The organism is Qipengyuania sp. (assembly GCF_964227205.1).
Lineage (GTDB): Bacteria > Pseudomonadota > Alphaproteobacteria > Sphingomonadales > Sphingomonadaceae > Qipengyuania.
In genome coordinates this window covers 448,680-468,519 of record NZ_CAXQVB010000003.1, presented here as the reverse complement: position 1 = coordinate 468,519, position 19,840 = coordinate 448,680, and the positions used below count along the sequence as shown (strand labels likewise).

Here is a 19,840-nt window from a genome sequence, read left to right as displayed (position 1 = left end):
CTGCCCGCCTCCCGAAGCGCGTCGCGGACATCCGCGATTCCCGCAGGTGGCACTCGATCCTATCCAGCAGTTTCATGTGGTCCTCGACTCGCTTTGTCCTTGTGTTCTTGCTTTGTTCTTAGTAGGAAGACTCCATTGAGTCTAGGAAATTTCCTTCACCCCGGAATTGACCGGAAGGATGCAAGCGATGGAACAAGTACGGGAAGAACTCGACAGGCTGATCCAGCAAAGGCGGCTCGGTTACTCCTCTATTTCCCGCCTGATCGGGCGCAACTCGTCGTATATCCAGCAATTCATCAAGCGTGGATCGCCGCGTAGGCTCGACGATAACGACCGGCGAACGCTGGCGAGCTTCTTCGGCGTCGACGAGCAAGTCCTGGGTGGCCCGCCATTGCCGGTTCGCGACGGCTTGGTCGAGATCCCGGTGCTCGATGTCGATGCATCGGCCGGTTTCGGGGCGATTGCCGAGAGCGAAACGGCGCATACCCGGTTCGGCTTCGACGAACGGTGGCTCAAGCGACTTACGCCGGCAAAGAGCCCCAGCCTCTCGATCATCCACGTCTTGGGCGATTCCATGGAGCCAACGCTCAGCGACGGCGACGAGGTCATGGTCGATGCGTCCGACCACGGCTCCCGCCTGCGTGACGGGATCTATGTCCTGCGCGCCGACGATGCCCTCGTCGTGAAGCGCGTCACTCTTAAGCCCGGTGGGCGCAAGATAACGATCAGCAGCGACAACCCGGCCTACCCGAGCTGGGATGACGTCGACCGGTCGGGCATCCAGGTGGTCGGCCGCGTCATTTGGTTCGGCCGCGCGATCTAGCTGTCTGGCAAGCTGTAGCGTGCCTTCACGTGCTGCGCGGTCTCCTGGATGCTGGGATAGACCGTCGTGGCGTTGATGTTGAGGGCGTCGAGTTGACCAAGGATCCGCTTCTTGTCCTTGACGGTGATGCGCGAAACCTCGAGCCCGTCCTGGCCAGATTCGGGCAAGATCGCCTCGTGGCCAAACAGCAAGAATGCACCCGACTGCGACTTGATACGGGTATTCGTTTGCTTTGCCTTCACGCAGACAATCGAACCAAGATCATCGGGCACGATCCTGGCTTCGAAGAAGCCCTTTTCCGACTTGATGTGATGCAGGAGCTTGCCCGTGACCGGCTCGCCGTTGAACGCTTCGAGCTCCAAGGATAGATCGATATCGTTCTTCTGCTCGTAGCTCAGCTTGGATAGGTTGGATATGCAACTAACCGTGTCGGAATCGTAGTATTTGACCTGCTCTTCCGGCACGCGGAAGATGATGACCTCCCCTTCCTCTTCCATCAGTTCGGGCTTGCAATAGCAGGCGAAAAACAGCGCCACCAACGGGTTGCTCGAGATGTCGAGAAGCCGCGTCGGTAACCCGTAATGCTGCATCCTGACCAACTGGTCGAAGCAGTACTGGTCTCCCTCGAACTCGTCGTAGTGGGCGATGAGCAGTTCCTTGCAGAGGCGATCCTCGTTCGGCATGAACTTCCAACTGCCATTCGGCCACTTTCGAAGCAGCGAAGGCGTTAGTTCGAACGTGACATCCTCGTGGCCCCTGTAAAACGTCTGTTCTCCATCCTTGGGCGGATGCGCCTGCAGAACTTCAAGAAACGCTTCAACGCTGTCGACCTCATCTATGATGTTCTTGTGCCTCTCGGGAGGCTCTGCACCGGGAGCATCGGCCACTCCACCGAGCAATTCGGCGACCGCATCGGCAAATGCTGGCTTCCGTTCGGCCAGCCCTGCGAGAATCGGACCGGATGCGCCTTCGCGCACGGCCCAGTGCGTGCGGTAGAGCTGGAACCCGTCGGCGCCAAACATCTCTGTTGCCTGCTCAACGCTCTCGAACGCGACCTCGCCGAAATCTATGATCGGTTCGAAATCGGCCGTAACTTCCCTCTTGCCGGCCTCGAGGTTCGAAACGCGCCCGTAGCGAACAATCATCGTGGGATTGTCGGTCGACCGGTCAATCTCGCTACAGAGGAAGGTCGGCAGCTTGCCGAGGAATTCGAGGGAAGGCTGCCCAAGGTCCTCCAAGCCCTTGGCCAGCTCGGTAGGAGTATACTCGAACATGCGGCCACGGCTCATGCCGATCTCGTCAACATCTATGACGAAATCGGGGTTACCGAATGATATGTAGTTGAAGTTGTCTGCCATGGAGCTACGCGCAAAACCTCGCCTGAGACGGCCCAAAATAGATGCCTCTCACGGGTATGCGTTTCACTTAAAGATTCCAACGCCCAATCAGCCAGCAGCTCCACGGGAGACCATTTCTCGACTCCCGGGACCCGTATCGATAGACAGCAGAACCTTGAGAACACGAAGCTTTAAGCCGTTTCAGTGTAAGTGAGCGCCCTTTTTGACCACTTCTTGAAGGTATCATCATGGCTGTAGGCTATCGGCGCATGAAGCTCACCGTCGAGCTGATCGATGAGGCCATGGAGCGTGCCGACAGCCTCCCCATCTTCGAGAATTCGCATAGGCAAGAACAGGCAAATCTCGTCGGCTGCATCGGCGAGATCGTCTTCGAGAGATACCTCGCTCACCATCAGGTCACCTTCAAGAACGACACGATTTCTACCCGCCGTGATTACGTTATCGGGAATTCGCTCGCGCTGGACGTGAAGACGAAAGATCGGACGGTTCGGCCGCAACGCCACTTCGACAACTCGGTCCCGCTGTACAACCACCCACACCAGCGCCCCGACTATTATTACTTCATTTCGTTGCTCCGCGAAAAGTCTCTCGGCGCGACAGATCCTAGGCGCTTCAAAGAGGCATACTTGATGGGCGGGATCTCGCTACAAGACCTCGACCGGGTGGCGAAACGTTGGGATGCCGGGCAGACCGATCCTTCGAATGGTACGACGTTTTGGACGGCCTGCCTCAATGTCCAGATGGATCAATTGACGCCGAACGACCAGCTCCTCGAGACCTTCCGGAACGCGTAGGAGCGGTCGGCTTCTATCCAATCCCCCTAGATCCCGATCTCGAAGGGCTTTACGCGTTCCTTCGCGAGTTCGAGTTTCTCCTTTTCCGAAGGTACAACCTCGTTCCCGTTGTCCCTCGTGAGGCCCTTGGCAGCCGCCGCCTTGAGCCGCTGCGTAACTTCGAGGGCCGATGTCTTCTCGCCGCTGTTTGACTTGATGGCCCGGCCGAGTTTCTCGGCATTGTCTGCGACAAGCGTCAGGCCATCGCGAAGCCGGGTGACCGTGACAAGAAATGTCTGCCGGTTGGCGAGGTTGCGTTCGCGGCTGTCCATCACGGCAATCCCGCGATCTGACGTCAGTCCCTGTGCCATGTGCGCGTTCAGCGCGTAGGCCAAGTCTAGGCGTTTCAGCATCGGGTCGCTTCGCGACAAGCGCAGTTCTTTTCCCGACGTGGTCTCCACCGTGACGCCTTTCGGATCGATCGCGACGATCCTCGCCTGGTCGGCGTTGAAGAGCGCGCGCTTGTGGTCGTTGTCGGTCCAACGGATCTTGTCACCCTCGAAAGCGACCAGCGACTTTCGCTCGAAAAGCGACAGCCGGTCATTCTTTGCGCCCGGTCGGAGCCGTGATGGGCTGAAGTTGCGGGCACGTCCCTTCTTGTCTTCAAGCACCAGTCGCTTTCGCGCGTGGTCGATCGATTTGACCGTGTAGTCTCCCGCCGCCAGTCCCTGGGTGCGGTCGAAGGATCGGAAGTTGAGGACCATGCCGGCCCGATATGCTCCAAGGTGTCGCAGTTCCTCACGCGTGGCGTTAATCCGTACATGGACGCTCAACCTTGCCGCCCTCGGCCCGAGCTCGCCATTGGCCTTGAGGCCGCGCTGCACAGCCTCGTTGACCGCGGATCGAAGTGATCGCCCCGACGCGTAGATCGACGTCCGATCACGATCTGCCGGGCTCAGCGAGAGCCACTGCTCGGCAGCAACGATCGCACTGTCCCCCCGAGCCTCGATGGTTGAAGGGGCTAGGGCTTGGAGAGCATCGTCGATGCGCCCCTCCTGCGCGGCGGCCTGCGCTCGCTGCAAGGCGGGATCGCGGCCGCGCAGATTCACATCCATCTTGGCGCGCTCGATCCCGGCCTGCTGAACGAGGTCGAAGGGCTTACCGGCATCGACGGCACCAAGTTGTCGCTTGTCGCCGACGAGAACCAGGCGCTGGACTTCGACTAGGTTTGCCAGCCGTACCAGCTTGGCCTTGTCCTCGTTCGACACCATCGAGGCCTCGTCGAGCACCAGGACATGGTCTCCGAGCGCGCTCCGAGCCTCACTCAGCAACGTGGCATTTCCCGGCTCGTGCAGAAGCCTGCCCCATTGCGCGAGAAAGCGGGCGATGGTCATCGAACGGATGCCGGTGTCGCGCTCGAGCATCTGGACGAGCGTGTTCTGCACCGCGAGCCCCAGCACCTGCTTGCCTTCCTCGCGGAGCAATTGGGCGACCGGCTTCATCACGCTGCTCTTGCCCGCCCCGGCAATGCCCTGGATCGCTACAATCCTGTCACGCGATGAGAGCACAAGGCCCGCCGCATCCTCCTGCCCTTCGTTGAGCGAAATTCCGTGGTTGATCGCAGCAACAGCCTGGACCCGTTCTGCGGCGTCCGATCGATCCAGGATGGGCGACACCGCACCTCGTCCCTGGTCGACATTCGCGAGAATGGTGCTTTCAAGGTCAAGCGCCTCCCGGCTCGCCAGCCAGCCTTTGTGCTCGCCTTTGCCGGATTCGAGTGCACCGCTTCTGATCAATGCGTTCACACGGGTTTCGACGTGGCCCACCGTCGTCGGTAGCCCAAAATCGAGCGCCGCCTTCAGCAATCCCTCACGGGGAAAGGCTGCCTCGCGCTGCGAAAGATGACGCACCGCGGAAGCAACTGCCTGTGCAGCCGCAATGGTCGGCGCATCCTGCTTGAGGACATGGGCAGGGATCAGTGGATCAGCAGGATCGCCCTTGATCCGCTGCGCAAACTCCCTCAGCTTCGCAATCCCGCGCTGAAGGAGGCTTTGCTCTTTCGAACCGGCTAATGTCTTCGCCGCCGTACGCATCCGGGATGCGTCGATCAGGCTGCCAAGATCGAGACCGACCTCTTCGGCTCGCTGGCGCCACGACGAAAGAAGGCCCTCGCGATCGCGCACTGGTTCCTTGCCTTTGCGTGTTTCCAGCGTTGCGACAATCCCTGCCTCCAGTCCGCTCCCTCGCCTGGCTGCGAGGACTTCTTCGCGCCGCGTTGAAAAGACCATGACCTGCTCGCGGGCAATGCCCGCTGCTTCGAAATTGCCATGCTTTCCAACCGACCCTGCTTCGTAGCCCATTTGCTCGACCGCCAGACGAAAGCGCGCCATGGTCATCGAGTTGAGCAGGGTGTTGAACGACCAAAGCTTGTCATTGCGAAGCGCGCGCCACTTCCCGTCGCTGCCTTGCGTGACATTGGCTACAACTGCGTGAAAATGCAGGTTTGGCTCCTTGTTGCGGTTGGTGTCGTGCTGGAAAAGACCAATCGTCAGGTTATCTGTCGCGACCTTCCCGTAACCAGCCTGACTACCCATCCGGGTCTGCGCCGCGTTCTTTTCTGCCCAGCGCAAGGTCTCGATGACGGCCTCGCGATAGGCATCGACAATCCGCTGGTCGCCGCCCACCAGCGCGAGCAGAGACCAGCTTTTCGGGAGCGAGAATGTGAGGTCCGTTCCCGGCCTGTGGGCCTGGCCCGCGTTGCCGACCTGGACACCGCCGGGAAGCTCTCCCCGCAGTAAGGCATCGAATTGCTCGGCGCTGACGCGGCCCTCAAGGCCAAGTCGTTCCGCTCCCTTCCCGACCCAGGTTCCGGAACGATCGGCATCGGCGCCGGTGTAGTAATTGTCTGCCGCGAAATAGCTCGCGGCAGCCGAAGGGGAGCGCACATTGGCGACGGAAAGCATCCAGTTTGGTCCTCGTCACGGCTCCCCTCGCGGCCGGGTAATCCCTCCCCATTTGCCTTTCACATGTCGGGCTCGAACTCGCCGAAATCCTTTTCCGGAGGATCTGCAACCGCACCTTCACGAAGGTCTTTTTCGACCGGTGTGAGCGACTGGCGCCCGTTGGCAGCTGAACGGCCAGGTTGCGTCGAACCAGCCTTGCTACCTGCGTCATCGCCGGCGGTTACTGGTTCGGACGGATGCTGTTCTGCGCCCATTGCCGGTGCATCCGCGCCGGTTTGCACGGCGGCGAGAGGTAGCGTTGGACCTGCATCCAGATGCGAAACGGAACCGGTTTCGGCATCGAGATCACCAGTAGCGAGCCCTGCGTTCAGCTTTTCAAGCGGGACAGGCTCCTGCCGATCGTGTGGTTCATCGGCGTCACGGCGCTGCCCCTCGAGGTCGAGTTTGAGCTGCTTTGAATCGACAGGCTTACCGGCACCGTCGTCGTTCGAAGCGGGATGCTCGTCATTCGGTTTCGAACCCGGGTTCGCTTGGGGCGTCGCTGCCGCAGGACCCTGGCCAGGCTTTATGAGCGGTTTCTCGCGGGCGATGAATCCCTCGGCAATACGACCACGCTTGCGCGGAATGAGCGACACCGGCGCAGCGGGAAATCCGTCGGGAAACTTGATGTAGGCAGACAACCGCGGAAGGTTCATGAACTGGTCGGGCAGGAGCAACGGTTCGATCTGCCGCCGAGGTGTCAAGCTGACTGCGTCGCGCGCATTGTTATACCCATAGCTGTAGCCTTCTTCCATGTCGCGCACCTGCCGGTGGCCGATGAAATCGGAGCACCAGGTCGCTGTCTCTCGATCGGCCGTCGCCAGGATGAGCTTGGTGCGCGCAAGCGAGGACAATGTCATGGCCATGTTCTCGCCGTAGACTTCCTTGAGCTTGGCAAACGCATGCACGCCGGTGACGATCGCACCGCCGAAGTTGCGCGCGGTTTGCAGCCCCTTTTCAAGCGCCGGTAGTCGGTGAAGGGCACCGAGCTCGTCGATCAGGAACCACATCCGCAGGTCCTGCGTGCGCTCCAGCGTCATCAGCGTATTCATCGCCGTGTCGAGCCATAGCGTGAGCAACTGCGAGGAGATGCTCATGTCGACATAGCGGGCAGAAAGGAACAGGATCGAGCCCGCCTGGCAGTCGCCTTTGACCCAGTCACGGACCGAAAAGCGCGGTCCGGATGAGGGCAAGAGCTTGAGCACTTTCGCATTCGCATTGAACACCGCGCGGATCGATTCCGCCATGCGGGCCGCTTCCGGGGCGGTCAGCGGATCGGCCATCGTTCCTCGCATCAGCTTATGCACTTCGGACAGGTCAGCGGTCATCAGCCGCCGCGCCAAGGCCTCATTGGTCGCCGTGCCGGTACGGGCAAGATGGAGACACATCTCGACGAACAGCATGCGCGCCGCGAGCACCCAGAACTGTTCGGAACCACCCCCGTCATGGGGCACGAGCGCTTCGGCGGCGGCATGAAACTCAGCTTCCGTCGTGCAGTCGTTGAACACGCTCCATAGCGGACATCGAACATCGACAGGATTGAGAATGATGTCGCGAGCAGGATCGTAGAAGGCCTCGATGAAAGCCCCTGTGAGGTCGAAAATGACCGCGCGCTGGCCGCGTTCACGCGCTTCGGCAACAAGTTCGGTGAGCGCCACGGTCTTACCGGTTCCGGTTGTCCCGATAAGCATGGCGTGGCTCTGTTCGAGCCGCCACGGCCAGCTTACGCCGGCGAGATGTGCAGGTTGGTAATGGCCCGCTTCGGCAAGCGCCGACGAGCTCGCAAGCCGCCACTTCCAGCCGAACTTGCGTCCCAGTTCTTCGGCCCGGAATGCCTTGTTGTGACGCTCGATTTCTTCTTCGAGTTCGTCGAGCGAAACAAGCATTGCACCGCGCTCGTGCTTGCGCTCCTTCGACCGCCCGCCAAAGCGCTCGGCGAACCACCAGAAGAACACGAAGGCCGGGATAAGCAGCACCGCCGAGACCAGCAATCCCTGCTTCGCTGCCGTACGAAACGCCTCGACCGCCTCGCGCATCGGCGGGAACTCACGAACTATGCCAAACGGGAGGCCAACCCTTTCGCCGTCAAGCAATTCAAGGTTGACCAGTTTGGCCGGATCGAACTCCATGAAGGCATAGAGACTGGCGTAGATATGCATCCAGACGAGGTAGATCTGGTGATCGCTCAGGGCCGACCGCACTTCCCAATAGCAGGTGCCGACCGCAACCAGTCCGGTGACAATCAAAGGCCCCTTCAGCCCCGCAGCAAACATGAAACCGAAGTGACCGAGCAGCTGGCTGCCGCGGGTGAAGTTCAGGAGATTATGCTTCATGGGAATGGCCTCCCATGTTCGAGTTGACGGGGAGACCAAGACGCTCGAGGCGTCGCCGGTACGCCTCGTGGGTACGATCGCGCAAACTCGCGTCAGCATGGCTGGCAAGAAGTGCATCGAGCGCTACCGAAATGAAGATAGCTTGGCGCGCGGGATCGAGCCCTGCGGGCCGGTCCTTCGCCTCGTTCTCGCACTGCCACGCCGCGACGATAAGGTCGCGGATGAAGATGCTGACGCTCTCTCCTTGGTCAGCCGCCCGCTGCCGCACCCAGGTGGAAACGGGAAGCGGCACGAATGCTTGGAGCCGATCGTGTCGGGTCATGAAACAGGTTCCTTGTCGGGCCGACGGAACCTGGCTCACCTTGCGGAAGGTGCCGAGGAGAATAAATCGTGAACAACTCGCAGTCAATCGAAAGATTCGGGTTATAATTCAGAGCGATACACCAAGACGAGTGGCTGGCGGATCGGCGCAAAGCCGCTCTACTCGCAGGCGGGTTGAAAGTGCGCAAAACGGAATTTTGGCGCGATAACAGGAAGATAAATCCCGAATTCGCGGGGTACGGTGTGCTCCCCTGCTCCCAAGTGCGCGAGGCGGTCCAGGCAGCAAGGGGGATTGACCGGAGACGACCTTTTCCGATCTCCACGTTGGAGCGCGAGCAACCGGGCCTGGCAGCTCACCGCATGCAGATAGAAAGCAGTTCGACTCCTCCAGCCAAGGACAGCACCTGCGAAAAAGGCAGCGGCCAAGGGCGCGTGGGAAGCAAGGCAAGCGGGGCATGTCGCGTGCCCTAGCTTCACGCCGCCCGACCCGGTGCCGGTTCGCAAGTGCACGCGGGGCCCATGAACAAATCACGCCGCACCCTCAGGAGCGCATCGCCAGATGCGCGGGACAGAGTGCGTCTACAGCACCGCTCCATTTATCGGGCGCCGCCGCATCGCGGTGGGCGACCGCCAGGGCAACCGACCGAACCGGTCTTTTTGTGCTTGATTGGACTATCCGGCGAACAAGAAAAAAGGGCAGGAACCGTCCCCGGTTCCCGCCCTGTCAGAAGTCTCAAAACTCGTCGAGCATGCCGCCGTGGACCGTGTGGACCACCCGCGCTGCGAGATGTGCTGGCAATATGTTGTAGTCACCCTCGTCGAGGGCAAAGTACCCGAGTTCGTCATCCTCGATAACGTGCTGATCGAAGAAGCTGTGCAGCGCTCTCTTCTCGGCTGCTTCCAGGGCCTCGAAATAGCTCCGGGACGGAAGTGCGCAATGCATCGAACAAGCCATGATAATCCTCCTGATTTCTGTCGTGAGACGACAGGAGGCGTGTGCGATGGTCTTGTGGGTTCCGGGTCAGGGATCGCCCGAATGGGCGACCGCGATAGCGGCGGTGGGGGTAACGATTTTGTTCGCTGCCGGATGCAATCCGGTGGCGGGCAAAATGGTGGGGCCCTGCCGTCCTTGAGGCGGGAGGCGCAAGGCCATCATGCTGGAAGAACCGTGAGCAAGGACCCACAACCTCCGCCCAATATCAAACATCTCCTGCATGCGAATTGCCTTTCCTACACCCCGGTGACGCGGGCATGGAAACAACCGGGGAGCGGATCCGAGGGGGACAAAAGGACAAGTAACATGCCCCGAAACAGGAGCGCGATTGCAGCCCTGCAAAAGCTCGAAGCAGACCGCGAGGCGCTCGACGCCAAACAACGCGAACTTGAAGTGCAAGCGGCCAGGGAACTCGGCGAAATCATCCTGGGAAGCGGCCTCGAAAGCTTCTCGAAAAAGGGCCTGAGGACGGTTGCCGAAGAACTCGGGAAACTCGGTGAGCATGCCGCGATCGAGAAACTGACGGGGCGCGGTGTAACCCGTGCTTCGAGTGCAGCGCCGGGAACCCAGTAACCACGGAAGAAGAGGCCCTGCCGCTTGCGGCAGAGCCTCTTCGCAAGGGGGACGACCGGCATCGATGTCAGTCGATATCGGGAGCGTCGGTGTTGTCGTTGTCGTCGCTCGAACTACTACCGCGGGAGAGGAAGTCGACCTTGTCGGCGAGGATCTCGGTGCCGTAGCGCGTGACCCCGTCCTTGTCCTCCCACTGGGTGTAGTGGATGCGGCCCTGCACGCTGACCAGCTGGCCCTTGGAGCAGTACTGGCCGACGGTCTTGGCGAGGCCGTTGAAGCAGGTCACCCGGTGGAACTCGCTTTCCTTGGCGGTGTAGCCGTTCTCGTCCTTGTAGGTCTTGCCGTCCTTGTCGCGTGCGGGGCGATCGGTGACGACGGTGATCCCGGTGACATTGGTGCCACCCTTGGTCTCGCGGGTGTCCGGATCGCGTGCGATGCGGCCGGTGAGGATTGCGATATTGGTCATGATAGTATTCCTTCAGTTCTCCAAACCGGAGACCATCTCCGGCTTGCGAACATCCAGAAGAAGCAGGGCATGGGAGGACTGCACCGCAGGCCTGAAGGGCCGAAGGGAAACCTGTTCATGACGGGTGGTGCGGGCAGGCAGCGCAGCTGCCAACACGGCCGGAAAGGAACGGGTTGCCGTCCTCAGCTGACCTGGTTCAGGACTGTTCGCGACAAAAGCCGGATTGGTATCGGGTGCGGGTCTGAAGACACCAAGACCCTGCTGCAATCAGCTTACCCCATCGCCTTCCGATGCCGCCAGGAGATCCATGAAGTTGCGGGCTGCTTCCCGGTCTTCCTCGTTCTCGAACGCCACATCGAGATCGGGGGCGGACCCGAACATGTGCAGGAACGACCACAGTGCAAAGCGCTTGCCCCGGTCCTCCTCAAGGCCGAGATCGACCCGGCAATGCTCAATGCCGGCTGCAAAGGTGTCGGGACCAACCCCGGAGAGGTCGGTGGTGGCAAAGTAGCGCTGCAGCAGATCGTCAAGTTGCATGACCGGTCCATAGTCGGGTCGGCGCCGAATGCACATCCAGGCAATTCAGATGCAGATGATGAAGGGCCCCTCAGGACCCTGGAGAGGTGCCCAAGGGGCCGCGACGATCGACCACGGTGATCCGGCGCGCCTTGGCATCAATGACGAGCCGTTCGGTCACGCCATTGCCCGGAAAGGCGACGACATAACGCGGATTGAGCGCAAGCATCTGCTCGTTGCGCTTGAACCCGGCGCGCGCACCAAGCCGACGATCGAGCGAATAGGTCAACTGCTGCACTTCGCGGCGTTCGGCCCAGCTGGCGGCCAGGCGATCGGCACCCTTGCCGTCGCCGCCATGGACCAGGAAGAGATCGGGAACCGCATCGCGAACCTTGTCCAGGGTCGCCCAGATATTGTCGGCATAAGCGCGCGCGTCCTCGGCGCTCTCGAAGCTTTGACGACCACCGGCAAAGAGGACCGGAGTGCCCTCGGGGATCAGCGCATGTCGGCGATTTTCAGCGCGTGCGCGGAGGAAGTCGCGGGCATCGATCACGGCCGAGGTAAGGTGGCGCGAATGGCTCGCGCGCGAACCGGATACGGGCTTCCACGAGGAACCGGTCTCGTCGCGGTACAGTGCTGCCGCCGCCTCACGCATCTGCTCGAAGGCCAGCATGCTGGCTTCGGCGGCCTGCGCGCGCTCGATCTGCTCTTCAAGATTGCTCGAATGTACCTCGGATCCATCGGCAGATGCGAGGAGGACCCGGATCTCGTCGCTGGCCCGATCAAGTTGAGCCGACTTGCGGCTGGCTGCGCGGTGAAAGAGATTGACCACGCCCCAGGCAATATCCTCGGCATCTGCTTCCAGGGCCGTGTCGGAAAACATCGCGAAGAGGTCGGACCATACGGCACCAAGCGTCTGGTCGATCGCATCCTCGCAGGGAAAGTCGGTCTCGTTGAAGGGGGCTGGCCTGATGCTGAGGCCTGAAAGGTCAAGGCCGCTCAACTGATCGATGAAGCTGTCGTACATGGGGTGTCTCCTGATCGCGGGGACAAGGAGAGGAGGCACCATTGCCTCGGGCCTGTCCGCCGGAGCCCGATCAGGGCCGTGGAAAGGGGCAAGGCGCACCGCGTAGCGGGAAACCTGCGGCCCTAGGCTGGCGCGGGTAACACGGGCCGACGGGCCGCAGGTTGCGGCGCGCCCCGACCGGCCCAAGGGCCTCTCCCGGCGGAGAGGGATGAGGCAGGATCAGGACCCGGTGTCGCAGTTGGATCGGGAGCGCTCGAAGATCGCTTCGCCATTCGAGAACCGACCGACCAGGCGCAACTCACCGAACATGTCGATAAAGCGTCCCGACACCTGGGCGAGCCAGTGCCGTGCCCTTGCCGTTCTTGGGATGTAGAAATCCGCCTCCCAGTACTGGGAATCGTCGCGCTCGGCGAGCCAGATCGCGGCGAGCCCGCAATAGGTCGATATGCCGCAATCGGCGAAGGCGTTTCGCAGGAGGATGCGGTTCTCGCGGCCGCGCCATCCTTCGAAGCGTTCAAAGGAAGGAAAGGTCGCCTTTGTGGTATCGATGACCTCGTCGACGAGGCACTCGTAGGCCCAGTCGACATCGTCCTCTTCGCCGTCATCAAGCAGGCGAAAGGCCACCACGGAGCCGGTCGGATAGCTGACGGAACGTCCCATCTCACTGCTCCTTAGGCCGCATCGGCGAGATCGACATCGGCCTCGCCTTCCAGAGATTGGTGACCCCCAAGGTCAAGCAACAGGCTGGCCGCTTCCTCGGCCTTGGCCGCAGCGGTCAAGATCGCGCGCTCGTCCGATTTGAGGATCTTGAGCCAGGATGCGATGTAGCTGGCGTGATGGTCGAGGTGAGCAACCGGAAGACCCAGTTCGGCGCCAAGAATGGCAGAGGAAAGCTCGGCGATCAGTTCTTCGGCAGCATAGGCCTCGCTGCCAAACCGGTTCTTGAGATCGCGGTCGAGCCGCGAAGAATGACCCGTCCAGTGCGACAACTCGTGTGCGAGCGTCGCGTAGTAGTGGTCGTAGGCTTCGAATAGTTCGGCTGGTGGCATGGTGACCCGGTCGCGCAGCGGCTCGTAATAAGCCTGCGCGCCATGGTGGCGCAGGTCTGCGCCCACTTGACCGAAGAAGGCATCGAGCCGGTCTTCGCGTCCTTCGGGCTCAAGTGCGGCAACCAGCGGCTTGGGATGGTAAAATGCTGGGAGGCCATCGCACTGGTCAGCGTTGAACACGGCATAGGCCTTGAGCACGCGTCGGTTCTCGGTGTCTGCTTCGCCTTCGGCGTTCTCGACCTCCTTGGTGTAGCTCTTGTAGAAGATCGCGATGGTCGATTTCTCGCCCTTGCGGACCTGTCCGCCAAGCTTCTGGCACTGGCGGTAGGTCATCCAGTAGGGCGAGGCGTAGCCGCAGCCGTCGGCCACCAGCCACAGCCAGAAAGTGTTCATGCCGCGATAGGGTGTCCCGCAGGAACGTAACGGTCGCGAGACGGGCACACCGCGCCATGGCTTGACCCAAGGCTTGGTACCTTGCTCGAGTTTTTCGATTATGGCGGCGGTGATGCGCTGAGCTGGCGAAGCTGAAGCAGTGCGGCGGGACTTGGTCATGGGAGTTCTCCTGATCGCCGGGGACGGACATGTCCCGGTTCAGGCTGAGCAAGGCTCCCTCCCCTCTCCTTAAACGACGACGGTCTTGCGCCTAAGTGCTACCGATCGGGTCCGATCGTCCCATGGTCAACGGCACACATTCAGAATACGGCCAGGCCAAATATGACGACGAAGGATCGAGTAATTTTTGAGCTACTCACTTTATTGAAATCTAGCGAATGTCAGAGGCTTACTTGATCAGTGCAGCCATCGCAGTCTAACGGTCCGGTTCTCTATTGATCTTGCGTTTGATGGGTAAGTCGTCAAACATCGAGGAGGCTGGGCCGGATCGGTTTTGGGCGACTCGTCGGCTAGGAGGTGCGATATTGCGGAAACAGCGCGAACATGGGACCGGTGCCCAATGAATTTGTTCTTTTACCTTGGATCGGCCGCTCCTGAGGGGGCAGCCGAATGATCCGGCTTCCCGTTCTCAAGCACCTCACGATTAGTGATTATGGCTTATTTCCCGGTCAGCCAGAGGGCTCTGGTCTCGATCACGAATTCCAGTCCGGACTGACGTTGATCGCAGGCATCAATGGACTTGGTAAGACGACTATTCTGACGTCGATCTTGCGTGCTCTTACTGGCCCTGTCGATGTCACCGGCGAGGGCGCCCCACACGCTCTCGGCGTCTCCGTTCCTGAAAATCCCGTCGCGCTGCGACCGAAGCAGATTGCGTTTTTCGCGCAGCGGGTCGCCGATGGCGCACAAGCGGCGCTTGTTGTGCTCAGCGCGACGTTCGGCGATCAGTCCTTGCGCGTCACCCGTCGGCTTGCAGATCTGTCCTTAGTCGAATGCGTAATCGACGGGGTCGCGCTGCCTCTCGCTGGCGCCCGCGCGGAGCGCGAAGCGAGTTTTCAAACCGCATTGACCGAACTTATGGGGCTTGGGTCGTTCATCGATGTCCTACTGATTATGCATCATGTGCTGCTGTTCCACGAGGATCGACCTGGCGCACTATGGGATCAAAACGCACAGCGGCAGGTGCTGCGTGCGCTCTTTCTAGAGAAGGACGACGCGACCCGCGTTGCGCAGTTGGAGCGGTTGGTGCAGAGCGCCGACAGTCAGGCGCGCAACATCCAGACGCGGATCACTGCGACTGAGCGCGACCTTCGCGAAGCACGCAAGCGCGAAGCGGGTTCCGAAGGGGTCATCGCTCAGCTCGAAGCCGAGCAGAAATTGCTTGATGCCGAACTGGTCGAGGCGGCGCGGCTCGATAGCGTGCTCGCCGATCTAGAAACTGAGCGTCAAACGGTTCGTCTGGAACATGAAAAGGCGAAACACGAACGCGAAGAGGCGACAGGCGCGGTCGAGCGGCTCAAATATACGGCGCTTCTCAATCTTTATCCGACGATGGACGATGCGGCGCGCCTCGTCGTGGCACGCATCATGACGCAGGCTAAATGCCTCGTATGCGATGCCGATGCAGAGGAGAAGCGCAAGGAGCTGGAGGCCCTGGTCGAGGGCGGGTGCTGCCCGGCGTGTGGGGCCGAGCCCGAAAAGCAGGAACGGATCATCCCGCAGCATAAGTTCGAGCAGGCGAAGCTCGATCAGGCACGCAGGCAGGCCGAACTTGCACGGAAAGAGGAAGAGGCCAAGGCGGCGCGATTGCGCGTGATCGCGGACACCTATGTTCAGACGATCGCTAAGGTAGGCGATCTGCGGCGTTCGATCGCCGATCGCAAGGCGCGTGACCAGAGGCTGCGCGCGAGCCTGCCACGCAGCACTACGAGCGATCAGTTCGAGAAAGCTCTGGTGACATTGCGCGGCCAGCAGCTCGAATGGCGGACGAAGCTCGGGGAGCACCTACTGGAATTGCGGACGCTGCTCTCAGAGAAGGAAGAGCTGGTAACGTCGCGCTCGGCCGAGTTGATGGAAAGCTTCGTCGAACTGACCAACGCGCTGCTCGCCGAAAAGGCTTGCTTGGTCCAGGTCACAGCGGAGCCACGTTACACTCAGGCGGGAAGGGCGGAAGATCGGTTGCGCGTTCCCGCTTTTCAGGCCGACATGGCGGCCGCCAACCGTCCCGGACTTGTCCGAAGAATCGACCCGTCTGACGTGTCGGAATCCCAGCGCGAATTGATCGACTTGGCGTTCCGCCTGTCGCTGGTCCGAGTCGCGACCCAGGGCGCACCCTCCACGTTCATCATGGAGACGCCGGAGGCCAGTCTCGATGGGTTGGCGATGGAGCGGGTCGGGGCGGCGCTCGCCAAGTTCGCGCAGTCTTCGGACAATCGGTTGATCGTCACCAGCAACCTTTCCAATGCCGGACTGATCACGTCGCTGTTCAATGGTCCGGCAAAGGACGACGCGGAAGTGGTTGCGCGGCGCGGTCGGCTCATCAACCTTCTGCAACTTGCGGCGCCGAACCGCGCGCTCGACCGCGACCGCGCCAAATACGAGCAATTGCTGGATCACGCGCTCACCGGGGATCAGCCATGACGAGCGGCGGGCTCTCGCCGGACCAGATCGCGCGACTGCGTCGGCGTGGGCGTTTGCTTCTTCTGCTCGATGCCGCGGAGCGTGCCGCGGTGACACCGCTCGCGTCGGCCCGCCTCCATGCCTTTGCCTATCTATCCGATGTGCTCAGCCCGGTCTGGGATTTACCCGCGTTCGACGGCAAGATTCTGAAGATCGACGGCGGGCCGCACTATCCCGATCTTCAGGAGGAGCTCGATCATCTGGTGGTGCTCGGGCTCGTTGAGGTGAGCAATCTCGAATACGTGGGGCGCGGCGAGAATGGCGCGCGCCTGGAAGGCCAATACGCGCTCAATTTCGCGTCCTCCTTTCTTGCACCGCTTCTCGCGGGATTGGGCGCCGGCAAGGAAGACGAGGCGATCGACGCCGATGATCGTCGGGTGCATAATTTCATGGTCGAACTGGCCGGCGCGCTGGCGACCTTGCCGAACGACGAGATCGACATCGCGGCATCGGTGGACGTGACCTACCGCTCGGTCAATTCGCTCAACAATATCGTCGATTTCGCGGAATGGGCCGAAGATACGTGGCAAGCGAATCCGAGTTGGCAGGCGTCGGAGCGCTTCGAGGCGTTCCTGCCGGACGACGCCGAGCTCTCGCCTGGAGAGAAGCTTTATCTTTACGCCACCTATCTCGGACGGGTCGCCAATGCCGCCTGAGCAGACTACCAGTGTCAACGGCACAGACGACAACGTCTTGGCCGCGGTGGCGGGCATCCTACCGAAGCTGCCCAACGTACGTGCCGAAGACCCAGACCGGTTCGCACAAGCGGCACGCGCGCTGGTCGAGACGCGCGCCCAAGCCGGCTGGCCCTCCGAAGCCGATGCGGACGTCGCTGCATTCGTCATGGTCGATCGGCCTCGCGAATATGCCGCACGATTCCCATCCGATGCGATTATGGACCCGATCGCGACTCAGGAGCCGTTGCTGGGTCGGCTGTTTCTGATGAACCGCGATTGTTCAGCGGGGAGGGGCCTGACGCTGCCATGCGCTCCAGGAAATCTGCTCGACTGGCTCAGCGAAAACGGTCTGGGCGACCTTCCTGTGGCGGTCGCCTACCGCACGACCAGCACAATGACAGTGCGGCGAGAGGGGGTCGAGGATCTGATCCGGCCTCACAAGATCCGGGATCGTCCCCCTGCGGCGACGGTGGAAGAGCTGCTCGACGCGCTGAACCATTTTCATCTGTCCGGACTCTTGACTCCGACCTGCTGCGTGCCTGGGGTCTGGGAGCCCAAGCGCGCCGCCAAATATGTCCCCGGATCACAGCCGGAGCGCAGCATTCAGGACGCGCTCGCACTCGCGCTTGGCATGTGGTTCCAAGGTCTCGTCCGCGTCGGCGTCGAGGATCGGACCAATATAGGCCGTATCGATGTTCGCCTGCTCAAGCCAAGTGCCGAAGGCCAGCTGGCCTATTGGGCGATTGTCGAACTCAAGGTCATCAAGGCGTTCGCGAACGCGAAAGGCAAAGCCAAGGCGGCGGCGGTTTCCCGCACGGTGAATGTCGACGCGATCCAGAAAGGCTTGCGCCAGACCTGGGCATATCAGAGCAATCGTGAGTCCGAGGAAGGACTTCTAGAAATCTTCGATCTGCGCGAGGACAAAAGCGAGGATCTGATGGCCGACGGTGATGTCGTGAAGCTGCTGGGGGAGCTTGCTCCGGTGCCGCGCTACACGGTGCGTCCGCTCTTCGGCTCGTCGGAGCACGCCCGGATCGCGGGCTTTTCCGGCGTCTAGCGGCGTTCGAGCACGACCAGGCTCTCGGCCAGTTCGGGGCGGCCACCCTGTTGCGGCGACGCGCGCATCGACCGGCAAGGCTCGACCCGCAACGGCTCGAGGCCGAGCCCAGGACTGATCTCGGCGAGAATGGCTGCGATCGGCACGTCGATGTTCGCATAGCGGCTGTCTCCGACGACCATGTATATGCGACCGTTCGCGCGCAATTTTTCCGCGAGCCCTTTGAGGATGATCGCCATGTCAGCGGTATAGGCGCCGATCATCGCCGGGATGTGCCGGTTCCACAGCTTTTCGCTCGCCGCCTCCAACTCCTGCATCGTCCGCTGGAGCGTCGTGCTGGAAATCCCGTGGAAGGACATATCCCGGTAAATCTGTACATGGCTGCGAAGCGTCTGTTTGCGCAGCGTCGTGTTCTTCTGCGCGCTGTCGAGATAGCCGAGCGTCCATAGCTCGACATTGTAAACATCCGTATAATCGAATGAATTGGGATAGGGCGGCGAGAAAACGGCCAAATCGAGGTCATCAATTTCGCCAACGCGCTGCCGCGCATCACCACGCAGCAGTCGGTAGTCCCGACATTTGCGATCGGAAAAGCGGCGCAGGTCATACAGCGCGCGCAGCACGCCATCCCGGAACCAGGCATCGATCACGTCGGGACTGGGCCGGCGCGTCTGCCAGCCTCGGCGATACCGCCTTCCCTTTCCGCTCACGACGATATTGCTGGCGGGAACGGTGGCGGAAGCCAACAAAACTTTGAACAAGCGCTTGACCGCTTCATCAGGTTCGAGGGCGATGGCATCGCGGTAGGCAACGAGCCTCCGCGCCACATCCTGCCAGAAAATGAAGCGCCCATCCACGCCGGGTTCCACGAACGTAGGAGGTGCCCCACGAAACTTGGGGATGGTCATCGCTTCGGACTGCCCGACCCGCTCCACCACGCGTCCGAAGGCGACTGCAGCGGCATCGACGTCAATTGGTGCAATCTTGGCCTCGATAAGATCGGCAAGGTAGGGATTGACCTCGATGGTAGTCGGTCGAACGCCAAGGAACTGTCCTGCGAGCGCGGTAGTCCCCGACCCTCCGAACGGATCCACTAGATGATTGATCTTTCCTGATGTTTCTGTCGCAGCTTGGTCGATAAGCTCGGGTGCGAATGCTTCCTTGAAACGGCGCCATTCCTGAAAGGGTAGTGCTATCGCGCCCGCGTTGGTGCCGACAGTCGCGATGGCGCGGTCTCCGGTCCAATCGCGGAAGGCGATGTGGGTCGATCCACTTTGTGCTGCTGCTTCCATCATATCCCAATGTTCAAATCTTGCAGTGAATATGCCAATATGCCACCTTAATGTAAATGGATGATTCGGCCTTCCTTCTTGAATTGGCTATAAAGCTTAAGGCCGTGCGTTCGCGTGGCTTGGCCACACAAACCGCGATCGAAGCAAGGACTGGGATCGATCAGGGGACGATTTCAAAGGTCCTCAATGGCAAGCGAAAGCGGGTCAACGATCGCCTTCGCGCTCTTGATAAATATGCTAATATTCTTCTTGAGGATGTAACTCTGTCGCCGCAGGTCACCGAAGCGGCTCGCGAATTCCTAACATTCGGCAGCGAGGCGGAACTGGTAGACTCCATTCGCCATTGCACCAGGCTCGTGGCTCACCGGATCAACTAACGACGATTGTCGCCAGAAACGCCAGTTGCCGTCATGCTTGATCTGATCGAAGCTAGTCAGCTGCCGGCCAAATGTTTTGTATGGAAAAGGCGGCCCGTCCCAATAGGGACGGACCGCCCGCCGAGTGATC

18 protein-coding genes are annotated in these 19,840 nt (G+C 60.9%); 7 read left to right on the top strand and 11 right to left on the bottom strand.

Features of this window, described 5'->3' with window-relative positions:
* Positions 1-187: 187 nt before the first annotated feature.
* A complete protein-coding gene (locus tag ACEQZ0_RS09860) occupies positions 188-823 on the top strand; it encodes a S24 family peptidase (protein ID WP_221597146.1) in 636 nt (211 codons plus the stop codon).
* Here ACEQZ0_RS09860 and ACEQZ0_RS09855 read toward each other — a convergent pair.
* Positions 820-2,181, bottom strand: a complete 1,362-nt coding sequence (locus tag ACEQZ0_RS09855; RefSeq protein ID WP_305930454.1) for an FRG domain-containing protein — start codon at positions 2,179-2,181, stop codon at positions 820-822. The two genes, ACEQZ0_RS09860 and ACEQZ0_RS09855, sit on opposite strands and share 4 nt — an antisense overlap.
* Before the next feature lie 248 nt (positions 2,182-2,429).
* On the opposite strand from ACEQZ0_RS09855, the gene ACEQZ0_RS09850 reads away from it, so the two are divergent.
* Complete coding sequence (locus tag ACEQZ0_RS09850; RefSeq protein ID WP_305930455.1) at positions 2,430-2,975, top strand: hypothetical protein; 546 nt, start codon at positions 2,430-2,432, stop codon at positions 2,973-2,975.
* Positions 2,976-3,001: 26 nt separating this feature from the next.
* On the opposite strand, the gene mobF is transcribed toward ACEQZ0_RS09850, so the two are convergent.
* The 4 genes from mobF to ACEQZ0_RS09830 all read right to left on the bottom strand — a co-directional run bounded on the left by mobF (position 3,002) and on the right by ACEQZ0_RS09830 (position 9,565).
* Complete coding sequence (gene mobF / locus ACEQZ0_RS09845; protein ID WP_305930456.1) at positions 3,002-5,917, bottom strand: MobF family relaxase; 2,916 nt, start codon at positions 5,915-5,917, stop codon at positions 3,002-3,004.
* A gap of 59 nt (positions 5,918-5,976) precedes the next feature.
* Positions 5,977-8,289, bottom strand: coding sequence for a type IV secretion system DNA-binding domain-containing protein (locus tag ACEQZ0_RS09840; protein ID WP_305930457.1), 2,313 nt, complete (start codon positions 8,287-8,289; stop codon positions 5,977-5,979).
* Positions 8,279-8,611, bottom strand: a complete 333-nt coding sequence (locus tag ACEQZ0_RS09835) for a hypothetical protein (protein ID WP_305930458.1) — start codon at positions 8,609-8,611, stop codon at positions 8,279-8,281. Before ACEQZ0_RS09835 ends, ACEQZ0_RS09840 begins: the two co-directional genes overlap by 11 nt.
* Before the next feature lie 732 nt (positions 8,612-9,343).
* Complete coding sequence (locus tag ACEQZ0_RS09830; RefSeq protein ID WP_305930459.1) at positions 9,344-9,565, bottom strand: hypothetical protein; 222 nt, start codon at positions 9,563-9,565, stop codon at positions 9,344-9,346.
* Positions 9,566-9,646: 81 nt separating this feature from the next.
* Here ACEQZ0_RS09830 and ACEQZ0_RS09825 point away from each other — a divergent pair, with 81 nt between their 5' ends.
* On the top strand, positions 9,647-10,177 hold the full coding sequence (locus ACEQZ0_RS09825; protein WP_305930460.1) for a DUF6437 family protein: 531 nt from the start codon (positions 9,647-9,649) through the stop codon (positions 10,175-10,177).
* A gap of 67 nt (positions 10,178-10,244) precedes the next feature.
* Here ACEQZ0_RS09825 and ACEQZ0_RS09820 read toward each other — a convergent pair whose 3' ends face one another.
* The 5 genes from ACEQZ0_RS09820 to ACEQZ0_RS09800 all read right to left on the bottom strand — a co-directional run bounded on the left by ACEQZ0_RS09820 (position 10,245) and on the right by ACEQZ0_RS09800 (position 13,787).
* Positions 10,245-10,643 (bottom strand): single-stranded DNA-binding protein, encoded by a 399-nt coding sequence (locus ACEQZ0_RS09820; protein WP_305930461.1) that lies wholly within the window; start codon positions 10,641-10,643, stop codon positions 10,245-10,247.
* A 267-nt stretch (positions 10,644-10,910) separates the two neighbouring features.
* Positions 10,911-11,180 (bottom strand): hypothetical protein, encoded by a 270-nt coding sequence (locus ACEQZ0_RS09815; protein WP_305930462.1) that lies wholly within the window; start codon positions 11,178-11,180, stop codon positions 10,911-10,913.
* 70 nt (positions 11,181-11,250) lie between these two features.
* Positions 11,251-12,186 carry a DUF2493 domain-containing protein gene (locus ACEQZ0_RS09810; RefSeq protein WP_305930463.1) on the bottom strand — a complete coding sequence of 312 codons (936 nt, stop codon included), beginning with the start codon at positions 12,184-12,186 and terminating at the stop codon, positions 11,251-11,253.
* A 219-nt stretch (positions 12,187-12,405) separates the two neighbouring features.
* On the bottom strand, positions 12,406-12,846 hold the full coding sequence (locus ACEQZ0_RS09805) for a hypothetical protein (protein WP_305930464.1): 441 nt from the start codon (positions 12,844-12,846) through the stop codon (positions 12,406-12,408).
* An 11-nt stretch (positions 12,847-12,857) separates the two neighbouring features.
* Complete coding sequence (locus tag ACEQZ0_RS09800) at positions 12,858-13,787, bottom strand: ArdC family protein (RefSeq protein ID WP_305930465.1); 930 nt, start codon at positions 13,785-13,787, stop codon at positions 12,858-12,860.
* 450 nt (positions 13,788-14,237) lie between these two features.
* Between ACEQZ0_RS09800 and ACEQZ0_RS09795 the strand changes: the two genes are divergently transcribed.
* The 3 genes from ACEQZ0_RS09795 to ACEQZ0_RS09785 are packed head-to-tail and all read left to right on the top strand — an operon-like array spanning position 14,238 to position 18,041.
* Positions 14,238-16,268 (top strand): AAA family ATPase, encoded by a 2,031-nt coding sequence (locus ACEQZ0_RS09795; RefSeq protein WP_305930466.1) that lies wholly within the window; start codon positions 14,238-14,240, stop codon positions 16,266-16,268.
* Positions 16,265-16,963, top strand: a complete 699-nt coding sequence (locus ACEQZ0_RS09790) for a hypothetical protein (protein ID WP_370190659.1) — start codon at positions 16,265-16,267, stop codon at positions 16,961-16,963. Before ACEQZ0_RS09795 ends, ACEQZ0_RS09790 begins: the two co-directional genes overlap by 4 nt.
* Positions 16,953-18,041, top strand: a complete 1,089-nt coding sequence (locus ACEQZ0_RS09785) for a hypothetical protein (RefSeq protein ID WP_305930468.1) — start codon at positions 16,953-16,955, stop codon at positions 18,039-18,041. Before ACEQZ0_RS09790 ends, ACEQZ0_RS09785 begins: the two co-directional genes overlap by 11 nt.
* On the opposite strand, the gene ACEQZ0_RS09780 is transcribed toward ACEQZ0_RS09785, so the two are convergent.
* Positions 18,038-19,336, bottom strand: a complete 1,299-nt coding sequence (locus ACEQZ0_RS09780) for a hypothetical protein (protein WP_305930469.1) — start codon at positions 19,334-19,336, stop codon at positions 18,038-18,040. The genes ACEQZ0_RS09785 and ACEQZ0_RS09780 overlap by 4 nt on opposite strands.
* Before the next feature lie 53 nt (positions 19,337-19,389).
* On the opposite strand from ACEQZ0_RS09780, the gene ACEQZ0_RS09775 reads away from it, so the two are divergent.
* Positions 19,390-19,710, top strand: coding sequence for a helix-turn-helix transcriptional regulator (locus ACEQZ0_RS09775; RefSeq protein WP_305930470.1), 321 nt, complete (start codon positions 19,390-19,392; stop codon positions 19,708-19,710).
* The last annotated feature ends 130 nt before the right edge of the window (positions 19,711-19,840 follow it).